Genomic DNA, 16,733 nt, shown 5'->3' with positions numbered 1-16,733 from the left:
AGTACGTCCAGTACGAGGGCTTGCACCCGGCACGCCGAGAGCACGCGCCGGACGCCGCTCCTTGACGGGCAAACGTTGCCTGCCGCGGCACTAGTTGGTTCCGGCGGTGAGTTCGCTGAACAGCTTGTTCGCCGACTCCGAGGCGAACTGGCGCTGGAGCTCGGCGCGGGCGATCCGCTTCTTGAACTCGCCCTCGAAGCCGGTGAATCCGGCGTTGTGCATGGTGTCGGTGATCCAGGTGGCGAACGCCTGGTAGTTCCAGATGTGCGGCAGGCAGGTCTCCGAGTAGCTGTCGAGAAGGCCGGCGTCGCCTTCCCTCGCGTGGCGGATCACAGCGCGGGCGAAGACTTCGGTGTCATGCAGGGCGAGGTGGATGCCCTTGGCGCTCATCGGCGGGACGATGTGGGCGGCGTCGCCGAGCAGGTACAGCCTGCCGTGGCTCATCGGGTCGAAGACCACGCTGCGCAGCGGCACGATCTGCTTGGACAGGATCCTGCCGCGCGCGGGCGGGGTGCCGAAGCGGGCTTCCAGCTCGCTCCAGATGCGTTCGTCCGTCCACTGCTCGGGGGTGTCGTCGACGGCGCACTGGAGGTAGATGCGGCTGGCCTCGGGGCCTCGGGGGATCATGCCGGCCAGGCCCAGTTCGTGGATCGCCATGCCGGACGGGCTGGTCGGGGTGGCGGCCAGGGCGCTGAGCCAGGAGTAGCCGTACTCGTGGGAGTACTCGGTCAGGGCCGTGGCGGGGATGCTGCGGCGGGACACGCCGTGGAAGCCGTCGCAGCCGGCGATGAAGTCGCAGTCGATGGCCCGGGCCGTGCCGTCGGTGTCCCGGTAGCGCACGACGGGGCGGCCCGTGGTGAGGTTCTCCGGGGCGACCTCGGCGGCTTCGTAGCGCAGATCGCCGCCTTCGCGCAGGAAGACCTCGGTGAGGTTGCGTACGAGGACCTGCTGCGGGCAGTACAGGCTCTCGTTGTCGTCGTCGTCCACGTCGATCGGCATCGCGTGGCCGTCGATGTAGAAGCCGCCCGCGCTGTGCGGGATCGGGTCGCCCGCGAGGACTTCCTCCAGGCCCCACTCGCGGAACATGCGCACCCCGAAGGTGTCGATGGTCCCGGCACGCTGGCGCTTCTCGACGTAGGTGCGGGGGTGCTTCTCCAGCACGACGCAGTCGATGCCGTTGCGCAGCAGGAAGTTGCCGAGGGTCAGTCCGGCGACGCCGGCTCCGATGATGACGACGGTCGTGTCGTCGCGTGTCGTGGTCATGGGTGTGCGAGCCTCCGTGCTCAGAGCGGTGGGCCGGTTCGCGGCAGGGCCGCCGTCGGCGGCGCCGCCCGCGTGGTACGGCGTACATCCACACCCTGCGACGACCCCTGCCCTGCACACCACTGGTGAATGGACAGCGAATACCGGAAAGCCGCCAACCTGGAGGCCGAGGCCGGGCACGGCATTCGAGCTGCGCAGACGCCAGCTGTCAGGAGCGGCGGTGGCGCAGTTCGGCCTGGTAGCGGCCCGGTGTCTGGCCGACGACTTCGGTGAAGGCGTCGATGAAGCTGGAGGGGTTGGACCAGCCGCACGCCACTGCGGTCTCGGTCACCGACATCCCGTCGGTGAGGCGGGCCAGCGAGTGGTGGATGCGCAGGGTGGTGCGCCAGCGGTGGAAACTCATGCCCAACTCGGTGTGGAACAGGCGGCTGAGGGTGCGTTCGCCGGCCCCCACCCTGCGGCCCAGTTCGGCAAGGGTCAGGGGCTGGGCAGGGTCCTCGTGCAGGAGCGCGGTGGCGGCGCGAAGCCGGTCGTCGTTGGCTTCCGGCAGGTGGAGGGAGTGTTCGGCGGCGTCGACCAGTTCGTCCGCGATGACGGTGAGCAGTCGTCGGTGCGCTCCGGGGCGCCGCTCCGGGTTGTCGGTGAGCGCGAGGAGCGCTTCGCGCAGCAGCGGGCTGACCGCGAAGACGGTGGGATGGTTCACGAGCTGTGCGCACAGGTCGAGGGGGACCTGGAGCAGGCGTACGTCGGTCTGGCCGTAGAAGCGGTGTGAGTGTGTGAAGTGCGGGGGCGTCCAGGTGACGCGGTTGGCCGGCGCGACCCATGTTCCGCGTTCCGTGGCGGTGGCCAGCGCTCCGGCTGCGGCGTAGACGAGCTGCCCCTCGGCGTGCGAGTGGGGATCGAGCTGGTAGCCGTGCGGCAGCCACGCGGCGCCTTGGAGCGGCGTCGCGTCCGGCTCGGACGGAGTCGCTGACGTTTGGCGGTCTTTCGGCATCGGCCGTCAGTTTACCGATGGTCTCGCCTGCGTCATCGAACTCTCCAATACCACTGCGATACCGGCATGCGGGTATGTTTTCTTTGAAGAGTGAGAACAGTACACACGGATGGAGGTTGACGCGGTGGCACGTCTCGATGAACTGGAGCCGGTGCGGGCCGCGGCCGGGGCCGCTCCACCCGGCCGCGGCGGAGTGCAGATCGTCCGGGAGCACGACGAGCCGCTCGACGGCACCACCAGGACCCACCAGTTCGGCGGGGTCCGGGTGGCGCTGGTCAAGGGCAGCGGCCCAGCCGAACTGATCCGGCCGAACCGGCAGATAGACACCCGGACGGCGGGCTGTCTGCGCGTCGTGCGGCCGATGACCGGCGAGGTCTGGGTCTTCCAGGACGGCCGGCACGGCGCCGTACGCGCCCCGCAGCTCGTCTGCTTCGACAGCACACGCCCCTACAAGGTGCTCATGCCGGAGAACTTCCGGCTGGTCGACGTCATGGTCGGGCACCGCCTCGTGGGCCTGACCGCCCCCGAGGCCGAACCCCTGACCGCCCGTCCGTGGTCCGGGGCCGAGGGCCTGGCCGCCCTGCTGTCCTCGCTCCTCGAAGGGCTCGGCCGGCACGGCAGCCAGGTGGAGACCGCGGTCGATCTGCTCGGCGGCAGTGTGGTGGGGCTGACCGCGGCGCTCTTCGCGGAGCGCATGCGTGAGGTCGCCGAGGACCCGCAGATCGCCCGGCAGACGCTGATGCTGCACATCCAGGCCCATGTCCGCGAGCGGCTGGCCGAGCCCGGTCTCAGCCCGGCCTCCATCGCCCGCGAGCATCATGTCTCGCTGCGCTATCTGCAGAAGATCTTCCAGGAACACGGGATCAGCCCGGCCCGCTGGATCCGCGACGAACGGCTCGCCCGCTGCCGTACCGAACTCGCCGACCCCGCACTGGACCATCTGCCGGTCGCGCTGATCGGCGAACGGGCCGGCCTGTACGGGGCGTCCCACTTCAGCCGCCAGTTCCGCGACCGCTACGGCACCACCCCCACCGAGTACCGCCGGGAGCGTCCCTCATGACCGGCGCCGGACGCTCCCTGCTGGACGGCGGGCCCGCCCCGCACCCCGAGTGCGGCACGCTCGGCAACGCGCTGATCCGGGCCGCCCTCACCCCCGCTGCCCAGGGCCAGGGCGTGTGCTTCGTCGGAGGGGACGGCGGCGAGACCCACTGGAGTTATCCGCGGCTGCTGGACGAGGCGGCCCGGACGCTCGCCGGGCTGCGGGAGGCCGGAGTGAGCCCGGGAGAGCGGGTCGTCCTGCACATCGCCGAGGAACGCGAGCTGCTGGCCGTCTTCTGGGGCTGTGTGCTGGGCGGGTTCGTGCCGCTGCTCGTCGGGACCGGCAGCACCCCGGCCGCCCGCGCCGCCGCGCCCGGCCTGCTGGAGGGGGTCTGGCAGCGTTACGGCCGCCCCCGCGTCGTCACCGGGCGGGAGCAGGCCGTCCTCGCCACCACCCGGGCCCACCCGAGCTGGGCCAGGGCCTGGCTCGGCCACCCGCAGCTGCTGCGCGCCGACGCCCCCGACCACCACCGCCACCCGGCCCGCCCCGACGACCTCGCGGCCCTGCTCCTCACCTCGGGCTCCACCGGAGTGCCCAAGGCGGTGATGCTCAGCCACCGCAACATCCTCGCCCGCAGTGCCGCCACCGCCCGCGTCAACGGGCTCGGCGGGGCGACCCGCACCCTCAACTGGATGCCGCTGGACCACGCCGGCGGGCTGCTGCTGTTCCATGTGCGCGACGTCTACCTCGGCGCCTACCAGGTGCACGCCCGCCCGGACTGGGTCCTCGCCGACCCGCTGCGCTGGCTGGACCTCGCCCACCGGCACCGCGCCTGCACGACCTGGGCGCCCAACTTCGCCTTCTCCCTCCTCAACGACCAGGCCCACCGGCTGGCCGGCCGGAACTGGGACCTGAGCCGGCTGCGCTACGTCATGAACGGCGGGGAGCCGGTACGCGCCGCGGTGGTGCGGCGGTTCATGGCGCTGCTCGCCCCGTACGGGCTGCCCGGCGACGCCATGTTCCCCGGCTGGGGCATGTCCGAGACGGCCGCCGGTGTCGTCGACTGCCGGCTCTCCGACCTCACCACGGAGGACGGGCGCCCCGTGCCGGCCGGGCGCCCCCAGCCGGGTACCGCCGTGCGCTGCGTCGACGACCGCGGTGAGCCGGTGCCCGTCGGCACCGTCGGTCACCTCCAGGTCACCGGCCCCTCGGTCACCCGCGGCTACCTGGACGACGCCGGGCAGACCCAGCGCTCCTTCACCCCCGACGGCTGGTTCCGCACCGGCGACCTGGCCTACGTCGAGGACGGTGTCCTCACGGTCACCGGCCGGGCGGACGACCTCGTCGAGTGCGACGGGGTGCGCTGCCACAGCCACGAGATCGAGGCCGTCGTGGAGGAACTGGACTTCGTCACCCCGTCGCACACCGTGGCCGCGCCGGTCACCGGCGACGGCGGCGAGGAACTCGCGGTCTTCTACCACCCGCGCCCGGGCACCGCCCCGGACGACGCGTCGGTGGCCGTCCGCGCCCGCGTCGCCGACCGCCTCGGCCTGCGCGTCGCGCACGTCGTCGCGGTGGACGTTGCGGACATCCCCAGGACCGGCATCGGGAAACTCCGCAGATCCCGGATGCGGGAGTGGTACGAAACGCAGAATCGTATCGGCCGGCACGCCGCGGACGTTCCGCGCGAGGCAGGGTCAGCACGATCGGAGAAGGGGGAAAACGTCATGAGGGACACCACGGGGGCCGCCGCGGACGGTGACGCGCTGCGGATCGGGGTGCTCGGCCCCCTGGAGATCCGCTCGCAGGGAGAGGACCGCACGCCCACCGCTCCGATGGCCCGGCGGGCTCTTGCGGTACTGCTGCTGAACGCCAACCGTCTGGTGTCGACCTCGGCCCTGATCGAGGAGCTGTGGGAGTCCGAGCCGCCGCGGCTGGCCCGCAAGACCGTGCAGACGTACGTCTACCAGATCCGCAAGGCGCTGCACTGCCCCGTCAACCCCTGCGAGCGGGTGCGGACCGGGTCGGGCGGCTACCGGCTCGACCTCCAGCCCGGCGAGCTCGACCTGTGGGAGTTCGACCACAAGGTGGTCCGAGCCCGCAGCGCGCTCGGAGAGGGCGATCCGCGCACCGCGGCGGCCGTGCTGCGCGAGGCGCTCGCGCTGTGGCGGGGCGAGCCCTTCGCCGGTCTGGAGACCGGACCGCTGCTCGCCGCGCAGATCGCGCAGATCGCCGACTCCCGGCTCGGCGCGCTGGAGCTGCGCATCACCGCGGACCTGCACCTCGGCCGCCACCGGGGCCTGGTGGGGGAGTTGCAGCAGATCACCGGTGACCATCCGCTCAACGAGGAGTTCGCCGCGCAGCTGATGCTCGCCGCGCACCGGTCGGGGCAGCGCGCCACGGCCCTGGAGGCGTTCGCACGGCTGCGCCGCGCGCTCGTCGACGAGCTGGGCATCGAACCCTCCGAGCGGCTGCAGAAGCTGCAACAGGACGTGCTGAGCGAGGCGTTGCCGCAGCCGGTGCCGGAGTTCGCACCCGCACCCACACCCGCACCGGCACCCGAATCCGCGTCCGTCCCGGCTTCCGCCGCACCTCCCGCGCCCGCCGCCCGGGGCCGACTGCCCCTGGACGCGCCGGACTTCACCGGGCGCACCGCTGAACTGGCCGAGCTGACCGCCCTCACCGAGGAGGGGACGGCCGGGGAGAGCCCGCGGGTCGTCGTGGTCCTGGGGCCGGCCGGGGTGGGCAAGACCGCGCTCGCCGTGCACGCGGCGCACCGGATCACCGGCCGGTTCCCGGACGGGGTGCTGCACGTCCGGCTGCACGACGACGAGGACCGGCCCCGGCCGCCGGCCGCCGTACTGCGCGGGCTGCTGCGGGACTGCGGCGAGAACCCGGCCGGGCTGCCCGAGGACAGTGAGGAACTGGCCGGTCTCCTGCGGTCGTTCAGCGCCGGGCGGTCGCTGCTGATGCTGCTGGACGACGCCGCCGGCACCGACCAGGTACTGCCGCTGCTGCCGGCCGGCGGCGCGAGCCTCGCGCTGGTGACCTCCCGGGTCCGGCTGCCCGGCCTGCCCGGCGCCCTGACCCTGCCGCTCGGACCGCTGTCGGCCCGGGACGCGGCCGACTTCTTCGCCCGGGTCGCGGGGCCCGAGCGCAGCGCCGCCGAACCGGGCGTGCTGTCCGAGGTCACCCGGCTGATGGGCAACTTCCCGCTGACCCTGCGCGCCGTGGGCGAGAAGTTCGCGGCCCGCCCGATGTGGACGCTGCCCGACCTGGCCGGTGCGCTGGTGGACGACGGTCACCTGGCGGCGGAACTGCACGACGAGGCCTGCGACGTGCTGGCCCGGGCGGCCGGCGCCATCGCCCGGCTGCCCGGCTCGCTGCGCCGGGCGCTGGCGCTGCTGGCGACGACCGGCACGGCCCCCTTCGACATCCCCCTGGCCCGGCGGCTGCTGGGCGGCGACACCTGGTCCGCCCAGTCGTTGGTGGGCCGGCTGTGCGACCACCATGTGGTGGTGCCGGTGGACCAGGGCGACCCGGCCGTCCTCGCGTTCCGGGTGCCCGACCTGATCCGGCTGGCGCTGCCGTCCCCGGACTACGGGAAACTCCACGTCCTGCCCGGCGCCGGCCGCGACCTGGGCGACCGCTCCGTGGCCGGGGTGCTGACCTCGGCGAACTGAGCGTCCTGGCGGGCGGGGCGCGGCGCGGCCGACCACGGCCGTTGACCGTGCCTTCACCCCGGCTGGGCCGGCCGGGCCGATGCTGTCGGTCGGTCCGACCGGGTCCGCCGGTACGGCATGGCTCCGACCGAGGAGGCGGCGTGCGGCACGAGGAGTACGCGAGAGTACCGGCCCGCTGGCTGATGGTGCCCGCGGGAGTGGAGATCGACCTCGAACCGCCGTGCGGGGCCGTGCGTCCCGGACGGCGGCGTACCGGCGAGGAGCACGAACGGCACGCGGCCGTCTGCGGCCGGTGCGGCGCACGTCAGCCGGAGGAGGCCGCTTGACGGCTCCCTCCGGCTGACGTGCGTACGGTCGACTCCCCGCGCCTCAGGCGGCCGAGGCCGCAGGCGTGGCCGCCTCGTGCGCGGGGAAGTGCGGCAGGACGTGCTCGGCCAGCTCCTGCAGGACCTCGGCGGCCGGCCTGCGACCGTACTTGAGGTTCAGTACGACATGGTGCACGCCGGCCTCCCGCAGGCCCTCCAGGTGGGTGCGCAGATAACGACGGCCGGTCCGGTAGCCGAGATGGATGGCGCTGGGCCGGGCGTCGGGGCGCTCCACGAGGTCGAGGTAGAGCGACTGGGCGAAGGGCTTCCTCGGCTCACCCGCCTCGTGCACCGCCTTCTGCCACAGGGCGGTCGTGCGGCGCTGCTGGATCAGCGGGCGCGGGTACATGAGCCAGCCGTCGGCGTGCTCGGCGATCCACGGCACGCTCTGCCGGCTGTGCCCGGTCACCAGCACCGGGACGGCGCCGCCGTCCGGCTTCGGCAGCACACCCGCGTCACGCAGGGCGCCGTGACGCGAGTCGACGGCGGGGAAGTCCTCCGCCCACAGGCGCCGCAGCGTGGAGACCGCGGTACGGAACAACTCCCCGCTGTCGTCGCGGTCCAGGCCGTACGCCGGGAACTCCACGCCCCGGTCCCCGGTCGCCGCGCCCAGCACCAGCCGCCGCCCGCTGAGCCGGTCCAGCGAGGCGGCGGACTTCGCGGTGTCGATGGGGTTGCGCAGCGGCAGCACGGTGGAGCCGGTGGCCAGGGCCACGCGCGAGGTGCGGGCCGCCGTGTGGGCCAGCCACACCCAGGGGTCGTACATCTGCCCCGCGTCGCCGAACGCCGGGTCCAGCAGCGGGATGTCCCGCACCCACAGGGCCGCGAAGCCCGCGCGTTCGGCCTGCACGGCGCGCTCGGTCTGCTCCACGACGTCCATCCGGGCCACCGGGCCGTCGTACGACTCCAGCGGGAAGAACACGCCCAGCGTCAGGGCGTCGGGACGGAACATGCGCGCGAATCCGGGGCGCTCGGCGAACCGGGAGTCGAAGCGGGACACGGGACCTCCGAGAAGAAGAGCTCGCTCACCGCGGCCGGCCGTGACAGGTCCCGCCGCGGTGAGCGAACGCACCGACACCATCTCCGCCCGCCATCCTGTGCACCGCCCGGCCCGCCGGGTGCCGAGCCCGCGCACGGATCCTGACCGGTCCGCGCACCGACCTGCACGTTTCCCGTGCCTTGGCGGCTCCTTGGACGCCTGGTCCGAGGCTCCTTGGCAGAGAGCCGGGACCGAGTGGCGAGGTGGGATGGAATGCAGACCAGGCTGCACACGCGCACCACACCGGGGGAGTCGTTCCGCCGGGTGCAGGAGACGTCGCATGAGAGTGTGCTGGGGGAGTTGGGCCAGGTGCTCTTCGAGTCCCTCCCGCGCAGCGACCAGCGGCGCCGGGGGATGGAGTACGTCCTGGGTCTGCTCGGCGTCGAGGGCCGCAAGTCGATACGGAACATCTCCTCACTGTTCGGCGGGGAGGCGGCCGAACAGAGCCTGCACCACTTCATCAGCGGCTCCACCTGGGACTGGAGCCCGGTCCGCCGGGCCCTCGCCCGCCACCTGGAGGAGATCTCCCCGGCCCGCGCCTATGTGCTGGGGCCCATGGTGATCCCCAAGGCCGGCGACAGCTCGGTCGGAGTGGAACGCCGCTTCGACCCCAGCCGCGGGCAGATGCTCAACGCCCAGCAGGCGGTGGGGGTCTGGGCGGTGTCCGAGGAGCACAGCACGCCCGTCAACTGGCGGCTGCACCTGCCCGAGACCTGGCTGAAGGACGCGACCAGGCGGCGGCAGGCGTCGATCCCGGAGCACATGTCGGCCGAGACCATGGACCAGTGCTGTGTGGAGGCGTATCTCTCCATCGTCCGGGACTGGGGGCTGCCCGTGCGCCCGGCCGTGATGGACGCGCGCGAGTCCGAGGTGCCGGGTCTGGTGCGCCGGCTGCAGAGCGCGGGCGCGCCGATGCTGCTGCGGGTCAGCGCCAACATGCAGGTGACCCCGGTCGACCCGGGACTGCCGCGGACCGTCGCCGACAACGAGATGACGGCCCATCAGCTGATGATGGCGGTAAGGCCGTTGCGTCAGCCGGTCATCCAGCGCGGCCCGGCGCCGGGCGGCCGGGCCGTGCACGCGGGGCTGACCGCCGCCGTCCGGGTGCGGCTGCCCCGGCGCGGTGCGCGGCGTCCGGCCGGGGGCCGTGACCTGGTGCTGCTCGGTGTCGGCGAGAACGGCGGGCGCTGGCCCGGAGAGCTGTGGCTGACCGACATCACCGACCTGCATCCGGCGCAGCTGCTGCGGCTGAGCCGGCTGACCCGGCGGGTCGACCGGGACTTCAGCGAGATCGCCGAACGGGTCGGCATCCGCGACTACTCCGGCCGCTCCTTCAGCGGCTGGCACCGCCACGCCACCCTCGCCTCGGTCGCGCACGCGGTCGCCGTCCTCTCCGGCACGGCCGAACCGGTGACGGAGGTGAGCCGGGCGACAGCGTGACCCGGCGGGTGGGCGGGGGCCGGAATCCGGCCCCCGCCCACCCGCCGGGAACGGCACATCGGGCGTCGGGCACGGCGCAGTGTACGGCGCGGCAGCGGCCCTCCCGGCCGGTCCGCGCCCGTTTGAGTCAGCTCCGCGGACCACCTGGTCGAGGAGCTGACGGACTCCGTGGGGCAGCTGACGGATTGCCGGGGCGCTCTTTGGCGACCCCCGAGCCGGCGGCACACGATCGGCGCACCAAGCCGTTCCCGTGTCCGAGGAGTTCACCATGGCCAGCCAGCCGCAGGCCGAAGCCGAGCGGCGGGGCGTGTCCCCCGCCGTCGCGGCCCCGCCCCGTCCCCGCGCCGCCGAGCCCCGAGTGGTGGTGCGCACCTCGGCCGGGCTGATCGCGGGCGAACGAGTCGGCCGCGGCGCCGTCTTCCGCGGTGTCCCCTACGCACGGCCGCCGCTGGGCGCCCTGCGCTTCGCCTCCCCGAGGCCGCCCGAGTCCTGGCACGGGGTGCGCGAGGCCGTGCGCTTCACCGACGTCTCCCTCCAGAGCGTCATCCCCAACCGGCCCGTGCCGCCCAGCAGCGAGGACTCGCTGTACGCCAACGTCTGGACACCCGACCCCGGCGGCAGCCGGCCGGTCCTGGTCTACATCCACGGCGGCGGCTGGCAGGCGGGCGCCGGCAGCATGCCCGCGTACGACGGGGCCCGGCTCGCCGAGCGCGGCGACCTCGTCGTCGTCACCTTCAACTACCGGCTCGGCGTCCTCGGCTTCGGCCTGCACGAGGAACTCACCGACCCGGACACCGGCCACTTCGCCAACTGGGGTCTGCAGGACCAGGAGGCCCTGCTGCGCTGGGCGCACGCCAACGCCGCCGCCTTCGGCGGGGACCCGGGCAACATCACCGTGTGCGGCACCTCCGCGGGCGGCGCCACCGCCTGGCAGCTGGCGCTGCGGCCCGAGCTGCGCGGGCTGATCCGGCGCGTCGTGTCCATCAGCCCCAGCCATGCCACCCCGCCCGCGACCGCCCTGACGCCCGAGGACGCCCGTACCGCGTACGAGGCCGTCGCGGGCCGGCTGGGCACCACCGTCGCCGGTCTGCGCGAGGTGCCGGCCGCCGCGCTCGCCGGGGCCTGGGAGGAGCTCTTCGCCCCGCGCCCCGAGGAGCGGATCGTCGCCAGCGGGCGCTGGTACCGCGGCCCGGTGGTCGACGGGCGCACCATGCCCGCCCACGACCACCGGCTGCCCGGCCCCGATGTGCCCGTGCTGTCCGTCCACACCCGCACCGAGGGCTCGTTCTACACCGGCCCGGCCTCCCCGCAGCCCGCCCCCGCCCCGCGCGGGGAGGCCGAGCTGCGCCGGGCCGTGCGCGAGGTGCTGCTGCTGGGCGAGCCGGGCGCGGACGACCGCCTGACGGAGACCTGCGTCGCCGCCTACCGGGCCGCCGCCGTGGACGCCGGCCTGCCCCGCGACCCGCTCACCCTGTGGACCGAGATCTGGGGCGACGCGTACTTCCGGCACCAGATCGTCCGGTTCGCCGAGCGCCACGCCCGGCACGGCGACTCCCCCCTGTACGCGATGGAGTTCGCCCACGAGGCCCGCCCGCCGCACTTCGGCACCCCGCACGAGGCCACCTCGCCGTTCCTGTTCGGCACGCACCGGCTGCCGCAGTTCGCCCAGGTCCTCGGCGACGGCCCCGTGGAGCGGCTGTTGTCCGACGTGTTCATCGACGCCGTGGCCGCCTTCGCCCGTACGTCCGTCCCGCGCACCCCGAACACGCCGGACTGGCCGCCGTTCACGCCGGACGCCCCGAGCACGCTCGTCCTCGGCGGGCCCGGGGTCGTGGAGGTCGCCCACCCGGCCAAGCTCGCCCAGCTCGGCTTCTGGGACGCGGTGGGCTGGGAGCCCCGCCCCCACTGACCCGCACCCTCTCCGACCTTCTCCCGCACCCGTATCCGCCCTGTCCCCCTGTCCGCCCTATCCGCACCCGCACCCGCACCCGTATCCGCAGCCGTGGCGTGCGCCGCGCTGCCCGCCGTCCGTGTCTGGAGACAACCGTGGACGATTCCTTGCTCGACATCGAACCGAAGATCACCCCACAACAGCCGCAGTGGGACGACCTGGCCCAGGTGGGCCGGGTCCGCTCGGACCTGGCGAGCCGACCTCCTCTGGTGAGCGCCGACGACGTACGCACCCTGCGCCGGCGGCTCGCCCGGGTGGCCGCCGGCGAGGCCCTGGTCGTCCAGGCCGGGGACTGCGCCGAGAACCCCGACGAGTGCACCGCCGGGCACGTCACCCGCAAGGCGGCCGTGCTCGACCTGCTCGCCGGGGCGCTCCGGCTCATCAGCGGCAAGCCCGTGATCCGCGTGGGCCGCATCGCCGGACAGTTCACCAAGCCGCGCTCCCGGCCCACCGAACTGGTCGGCGGCCTCGAACTGCCCGTCTACCGCGGCCACCTGGTCAACGGCCCCGACCCCACCCCGGAGGGCCGGCGCCCCGACCCGCTGCGCCTGCTGACCGGCTACATGGCGGCCGACGAGATCATGCACCACCTCGGCTGGCGCCTGCCCGCCCCGTCCGACCGCATCGACCCCGAGGTGTGGACCAGCCACGAGGCGCTGCTGCTCGACTACGAGGTCCCGCTGCTGCGGCCGGAGGACGACGGCATGCTGCTGTCCTCCACCCACTGGCCGTGGATCGGGGAGCGCACCCGGCAGCCCGAGGGCGCCCACGTCGCCCTGCTGGCCGGCGTGACCAACCCGGTGGCCTGCAAGGTCGGCCCGACCACCAGCGTCGGGGACCTGCTGGAGCTGTGCCGGCGACTGGACCCGCGGCGCGAGCCGGGGCGGCTCACCCTGATCGCACGCATGGGCGCCGACAAGGTCGCCGACGCGCTGCCGCCGCTCGTCGAGGCGGTGCGTGCGGCCGGGTACCCGGCGATCTGGCTCACCGACCCGCTGCACGCCAACACCGTCACCACCCCCGGCGGATTCAAGACCCGTTACGTGGAGGCGGCCGAGCGCGAGGTCGCCGCCTTCCACCACGCGGTCGTCCACCACGGCGGCATCGCGGGCGGACTGCACCTGGAGACGACGCCCGACGCCGTCCTGGAGTGCGTGTCCGACGCGAGCATGGCCGACCGGGTGGGCGACGCCTACGAGAGCTTCTGCGATCCGCGGCTCAACGCCGGCCAGGCCGTCTCCGTGGTCTCGGCCTGGCCGGCGTGAACCGCCCCGTGTCCGACCGTCCCCCCGCGCACGGCATGCGAAGGAGAACGCACGACATGCACAGCGAAAGCGCAAACGAGAGCGAGAGCAGGCTGGCCCTGGTGACCGGCGCCGCCGGTGGCATCGGCGAGGCCGTCGCCCGGGTCCTGGGTGAACGGGGCGTCGCCGTGGCCGCCGTCGACCGGGACGCCGAGCAACTCGGCGAGGTCATCGGAAAACTGGGCGCGGACGCGCTGCCGGTGGCGCCGTTCCCGGCCGACGTGACCGACGCCGCGGCGGTGGAGGCCGTCGTCGCCGAGATCGAGAAGCGCCTCGGCCCCGTCGACTACCTCGTCAACGCGGCCGGTGTGCTGCGGCTCGGCGAGGTCAGCACGTTCAGCGACGACGACTGGGCCAGCACGTTCGCCGTCAACACCACCGGGGTCTTCCATCTGTCGCGCGCGGTGGTGAGCCGTATGGTGCCGCGCGGGCGGGGAGCAGTCGTGACCGTCGCCTCCAACGCGGCGGCCACGCCCCGCAGCGGGATGGCCGCGTACGCCGCGTCCAAGGCCGCCGCGGAGATGTTCACCAAGAGCCTCGGGTTGGAGGTGGCACGGCACGGGATCCGGTGCAACATCGTGGCGCCGGGGTCCACGGACACGCCGATGCTCAGTTCCATGTGGCACGACGACTCCGGGCCGCGGGCCACGCTCGCCGGGAACCTCGACGCCTTCCGGGTCGGCATCCCGCTGGGAAAGCTCGCCCAGCCGAAGGACGTGGCTCGTGCCGTCGCCTTCCTGCTGTCCGATCAGGCGTCGCACATCACCCTGCACACCTTGACCGTCGACGGTGGCGCCGCGTTGGGCGCCTGAGCGCTCCGCCGGCCAGGCCGGTTCGAAAGCCGCGGGCCGCCCGTGGCCGGCCGCGCAGTTCCCCGAGCCCCTCGCGGGGCGCTGTGCCGCGGCGGACCTCGTCGAACCCGCTCGGCGCCCCGTCATCCCAAACCGCAGGAAAGGAAACCGAGTTCGTCATGGCCGGAATTCCGCCCATCGCGTCGTACCCCTTGCCCACCCCGTCCGAACTGCCCGCCAACACCGCGCCGTGGATTCCCGACCCGAAGCGTGCGGTTCTGCTCGTGCACGACATGCAGCGTTACTTCCTCGAGCCGTTCCCCGATCCGCTGCGCGGCCAACTCATCGAGAACGCGGCACAGTTGCGGGAGCGGTGTGCCCAGCTCGGGGTGCCCGTCGCCTACACCGCCCAGCCCGGCGGGATGAGCGAAGACCAGCGCGGGCTGCTCAAGGACTTCTGGGGGCCGGGCATGCGGCCCGCGCCCGCCGACCGCGAGGTGGTCGACGCGCTCGCCCCCCGCGACGGGGACTGGCTGCTCACCAAGTGGCGTTACAGCGCCTTCCACCAGACCGACCTGCTCACCCTGATGCGGTTCCACCGGCGCGACCAGCTCATCGTCTGCGGGGTCTACGCCCACGTCGGCGTGCTGGTCACCGCGGTCGAGGCGTTCAGCCACGACATCGAGACGTTCCTGGTCGCCGACGCCGTCGCCGACTTCGACGAGAGCCACCACCGGATGGCCGTCGAGTACGCCGCCGCGCGCTGCGCGGTCGTCACCACCGCCAAGGAGGTCCTCGCATGACCGGCACCCGCGCCGGCCACCCCTACCAGGGCGGTCCGCTCGACGAGATCCTCGGCCCCACGCCGCCGCCGTTCGCCCTGCTGTACCGCCCCGAGGCGACCGGCACCGGTGTACTGGACGTCCTGGTGGGCGAGGTGAGCGAGCACCGGACACTGGCCGGCATACCGCTGCCGGCGCCCACCGCGGGCACCGGCGGCCCCCGGCACGACGTCCTCGCCCTCGTCCCGTACCGGCAGATATCCGAGCGCGGCTTCGCCGGGCACGACGACGGCACCCCGCTGGTGGCGCTGAGCGTCACCCGGCAGGAGACGGTCCCGCTGGCCGCCGCACTGCAACTGCTGCCGGACGAGCCCATCCGGACGGCCGCGGGCCGCTTCGACGTCGACGACGACGAATACGCGCAGACCGTCCGCCGGATCATCGCCGACGAGATCGGCACCGGCGAGGGCGCGAACTTCGTCATCAAGCGCACCTTCACCGCCGACATCTCCGACTACACCCCCCGCAGCGCCCTGACCTTCTTCAAGCGGCTGCTGGAGCGGGAGAAGGGCGCGTACTGGACGTTCGTCGTGCACACGGGTGAGCGCACCCTGGTCGGGGCCACACCCGAACGGCACATCAGCGTGCACGGCGGGACCGCGGTGATGAACCCGATCTCGGGGACGTACCGCTATCCGGCCTCCGGGCCCACCCTGCCGGAGGTGATGGACTTCCTCGCCGACCGCAAGGAGGCCGACGAGCTGTACATGGTCGTCGACGAGGAACTGAAGATGATGGCCCGGATCTGCCCGGGGGGCGGGCGGGTCACGGGACCCTTCCTGAAGGAGATGGCCCGCCTCGCGCACACCGAGTACTTCATCGAGGGGCGCACCGACCGCGATCCGCGCGAGGTGCTGCGGGAGACGCTGTTCGCGCCGACCGTGACCGGTTCGCCGCTGGAGAGCGCCTGCCGGGTCATCGGCCGGTACGAGCGGGAGGGGCGCGGCTACTACAGCGGGGTCGTCGCCCTGATGGGCCGGGACGCCGAGGGCCGCTCCGCCCTCGACTCGGCGATCTGCATCCGTACCGCCGACATCGACGCGGCCGGCACGCTGCGCATCGGCGTCGGGGCCACCCTGGTGCGCCACTCCGACCCGCTGTCCGAGGTGGCCGAGACCCGCGCCAAGGCGGCCGGGCTGCTCGCCGCGCTGGAGGGCGAGGACAAGGGCCGGTTCGCGGCCCACCCGCAGGTGCGGCGGGCGCTGGAGCGGCGCAACGAGACCATCGCCGGCTTCTGGCTCGCCCAGGGCACACCGCCCGCCGGGCAGACGGCGCTGCCGCCGGGCCGCCGGGCGCTCGTGGTGGACGCCGAGGACACCTTCACCTCGATGATCGGGCACCAACTGCGCTCCCTGGGGCTTGAGGTGACGGTCCGCCGGTTCGACGAGCCGTACGATCTCGAGGGTCACGACCTGGTCGTGATGGGGCCGGGGCCCGGTGATCCGCGCGATCTGTCCCACCACAAGATCGCCCACCTGGACGCCGCGACCGAAAGGCTGCTGGCCGATCGCCGGCCGTTCCTCGCGATCTGCCTCAGCCATCAGGTGCTCAGCCGCCGGCTCGGCCTGGACCTGCGCCGCCGGACCGTCCCCAACCAGGGCGTGCAGGTGGACGTGGATCTCTTCGGGCGGCGCGAACGCGTCGGTTTCTACAACACGTTCGCCGCCGTGAGCGCCGAGGACAAGACGGAGGCGGGCGGCACCGGCGTGGTCGAGATCGCCCGCGACCCGGAGAGCCAGGAGGTGCACGCGCTGCGCGGCGAGTTCTTCGCCTCGATGCAGTTCCACCCCGAGTCGGTGCTCACCCAGAACGGCGTGGCCATCATCGGCGACCTGGTGCGAGGTCTGCTGGACGGCCTCCCCGTGGCGCCCGCCGCGTGACACCCCGCGGCCGGCCCGGCACCCGGTGCCGGGCCGGCCGCCCCAGCTGACGTACTCCCCGGCGACCTGACGGCTTCGCCGTCCGGGCTTTGTCCGCGGCCGAGCGTTCTCGGGAGCATCGGGCTGCGCGGGGAGGCCCGAA

The 16,733-nt window shown here is 73.5% G+C and carries 12 protein-coding genes; 9 read left to right on the top strand and 3 right to left on the bottom strand.

Going from position 1 to position 16,733, the window contains the following annotated elements:
* Positions 1–90: 90 nt before the first annotated feature.
* Positions 91–1,263 carry a 4-hydroxybenzoate 3-monooxygenase gene (locus ABT057_RS32980; RefSeq protein ID WP_352347321.1) on the bottom strand — a complete coding sequence of 391 codons (1,173 nt, stop codon included), beginning with the start codon at positions 1,261–1,263 and terminating at the stop codon, positions 91–93.
* Between the two features lie 208 nt (positions 1,264–1,471).
* Positions 1,472–2,257: a helix-turn-helix domain-containing protein gene (locus ABT057_RS32975; RefSeq protein WP_352347320.1), complete on the bottom strand. Its 786-nt coding sequence runs from the start codon at positions 2,255–2,257 to the stop codon at positions 1,472–1,474.
* Positions 2,258–2,381: 124 nt separating this feature from the next.
* Between ABT057_RS32975 and ABT057_RS32970 the strand changes: the two genes are divergently transcribed.
* The 3 genes from ABT057_RS32970 (at position 2,382) to ABT057_RS32960 (ending at position 7,305) form a co-directional block, all read left to right on the top strand.
* Positions 2,382–3,317 (top strand): helix-turn-helix domain-containing protein, encoded by a 936-nt coding sequence (locus ABT057_RS32970; RefSeq protein WP_352347319.1) that lies wholly within the window; start codon positions 2,382–2,384, stop codon positions 3,315–3,317.
* The gene (locus ABT057_RS32965) at positions 3,314–6,979 is read left to right on the top strand and encodes an AMP-binding protein (protein ID WP_352347318.1); all 3,666 of its coding nucleotides are present in this window, start codon (positions 3,314–3,316) and stop codon (positions 6,977–6,979) included. The genes ABT057_RS32970 and ABT057_RS32965 overlap by 4 nt, the downstream gene beginning before the upstream one ends.
* Before the next feature lie 140 nt (positions 6,980–7,119).
* Positions 7,120–7,305, top strand: a complete 186-nt coding sequence (locus ABT057_RS32960; RefSeq protein ID WP_352347317.1) for a hypothetical protein — start codon at positions 7,120–7,122, stop codon at positions 7,303–7,305.
* A gap of 43 nt (positions 7,306–7,348) precedes the next feature.
* Here ABT057_RS32960 and ABT057_RS32955 read toward each other — a convergent pair whose 3' ends face one another.
* On the bottom strand, positions 7,349–8,344 hold the full coding sequence (locus ABT057_RS32955) for an LLM class oxidoreductase (protein ID WP_352347316.1): 996 nt from the start codon (positions 8,342–8,344) through the stop codon (positions 7,349–7,351).
* Positions 8,345–8,596: 252 nt separating this feature from the next.
* Between ABT057_RS32955 and ABT057_RS32950 the strand changes: the two genes are divergently transcribed.
* From ABT057_RS32950 to ABT057_RS32925, 6 genes are all read left to right on the top strand, one after another.
* Positions 8,597–9,823, top strand: a complete 1,227-nt coding sequence (locus ABT057_RS32950) for an IS701 family transposase (protein WP_352347315.1) — start codon at positions 8,597–8,599, stop codon at positions 9,821–9,823.
* A gap of 268 nt (positions 9,824–10,091) precedes the next feature.
* Complete coding sequence (locus ABT057_RS32945) at positions 10,092–11,732, top strand: carboxylesterase/lipase family protein (protein WP_352347314.1); 1,641 nt, start codon at positions 10,092–10,094, stop codon at positions 11,730–11,732.
* A gap of 137 nt (positions 11,733–11,869) precedes the next feature.
* Positions 11,870–13,039, top strand: coding sequence for a 3-deoxy-7-phosphoheptulonate synthase (locus ABT057_RS32940; RefSeq protein ID WP_352347313.1), 1,170 nt, complete (start codon positions 11,870–11,872; stop codon positions 13,037–13,039).
* Positions 13,040–13,095: 56 nt separating this feature from the next.
* The gene (locus ABT057_RS32935) at positions 13,096–13,890 is read left to right on the top strand and encodes a 2,3-dihydro-2,3-dihydroxybenzoate dehydrogenase (RefSeq protein WP_352347312.1); all 795 of its coding nucleotides are present in this window, start codon (positions 13,096–13,098) and stop codon (positions 13,888–13,890) included.
* 158 nt (positions 13,891–14,048) lie between these two features.
* Positions 14,049–14,672 (top strand): isochorismatase family protein, encoded by a 624-nt coding sequence (locus tag ABT057_RS32930; protein ID WP_352347311.1) that lies wholly within the window; start codon positions 14,049–14,051, stop codon positions 14,670–14,672.
* Positions 14,669–16,591 (top strand): anthranilate synthase family protein, encoded by a 1,923-nt coding sequence (locus tag ABT057_RS32925; RefSeq protein WP_352347310.1) that lies wholly within the window; start codon positions 14,669–14,671, stop codon positions 16,589–16,591. The genes ABT057_RS32930 and ABT057_RS32925 overlap by 4 nt, the downstream gene beginning before the upstream one ends.
* Positions 16,592–16,733: the final 142 nt, after the last annotated feature.

Source organism: Streptomyces sp. NPDC002588 (genome assembly GCF_040295925.1).
In the GTDB taxonomy this organism is placed as follows: Bacteria; Actinomycetota; Actinomycetes; order Streptomycetales; family Streptomycetaceae; genus Streptomyces.
This window is presented reverse-complemented; position numbering and strand designations above follow the sequence as displayed.

Bases quoted from the DNA above. Each gene is read 5' to 3' on its own strand.
- ABT057_RS32980 (WP_352347321.1), bottom strand. From the start codon at position 1,263: ATGACCACGACACGCGACGACACGACCGTCGTCATCATCGGAGCCGGC.
- ABT057_RS32965 (WP_352347318.1), top strand. From the start codon at position 3,314: ATGACCGGCGCCGGACGCTCCCTGCTGGACGGCGGGCCCGCCCCGCAC.
- ABT057_RS32945 (WP_352347314.1), top strand. From the start codon at position 10,092: ATGGCCAGCCAGCCGCAGGCCGAAGCCGAGCGGCGGGGCGTGTCCCCC.
- ABT057_RS32925 (WP_352347310.1), top strand. From the start codon at position 14,669: ATGACCGGCACCCGCGCCGGCCACCCCTACCAGGGCGGTCCGCTCGAC.
- ABT057_RS32950 (WP_352347315.1), top strand. From the start codon at position 8,597: ATGCAGACCAGGCTGCACACGCGCACCACACCGGGGGAGTCGTTCCGC.
- ABT057_RS32935 (WP_352347312.1), top strand. From the start codon at position 13,096: ATGCACAGCGAAAGCGCAAACGAGAGCGAGAGCAGGCTGGCCCTGGTG.
- ABT057_RS32930 (WP_352347311.1), top strand. From the start codon at position 14,049: ATGGCCGGAATTCCGCCCATCGCGTCGTACCCCTTGCCCACCCCGTCC.
- ABT057_RS32975 (WP_352347320.1), bottom strand. From the start codon at position 2,257: ATGCCGAAAGACCGCCAAACGTCAGCGACTCCGTCCGAGCCGGACGCG.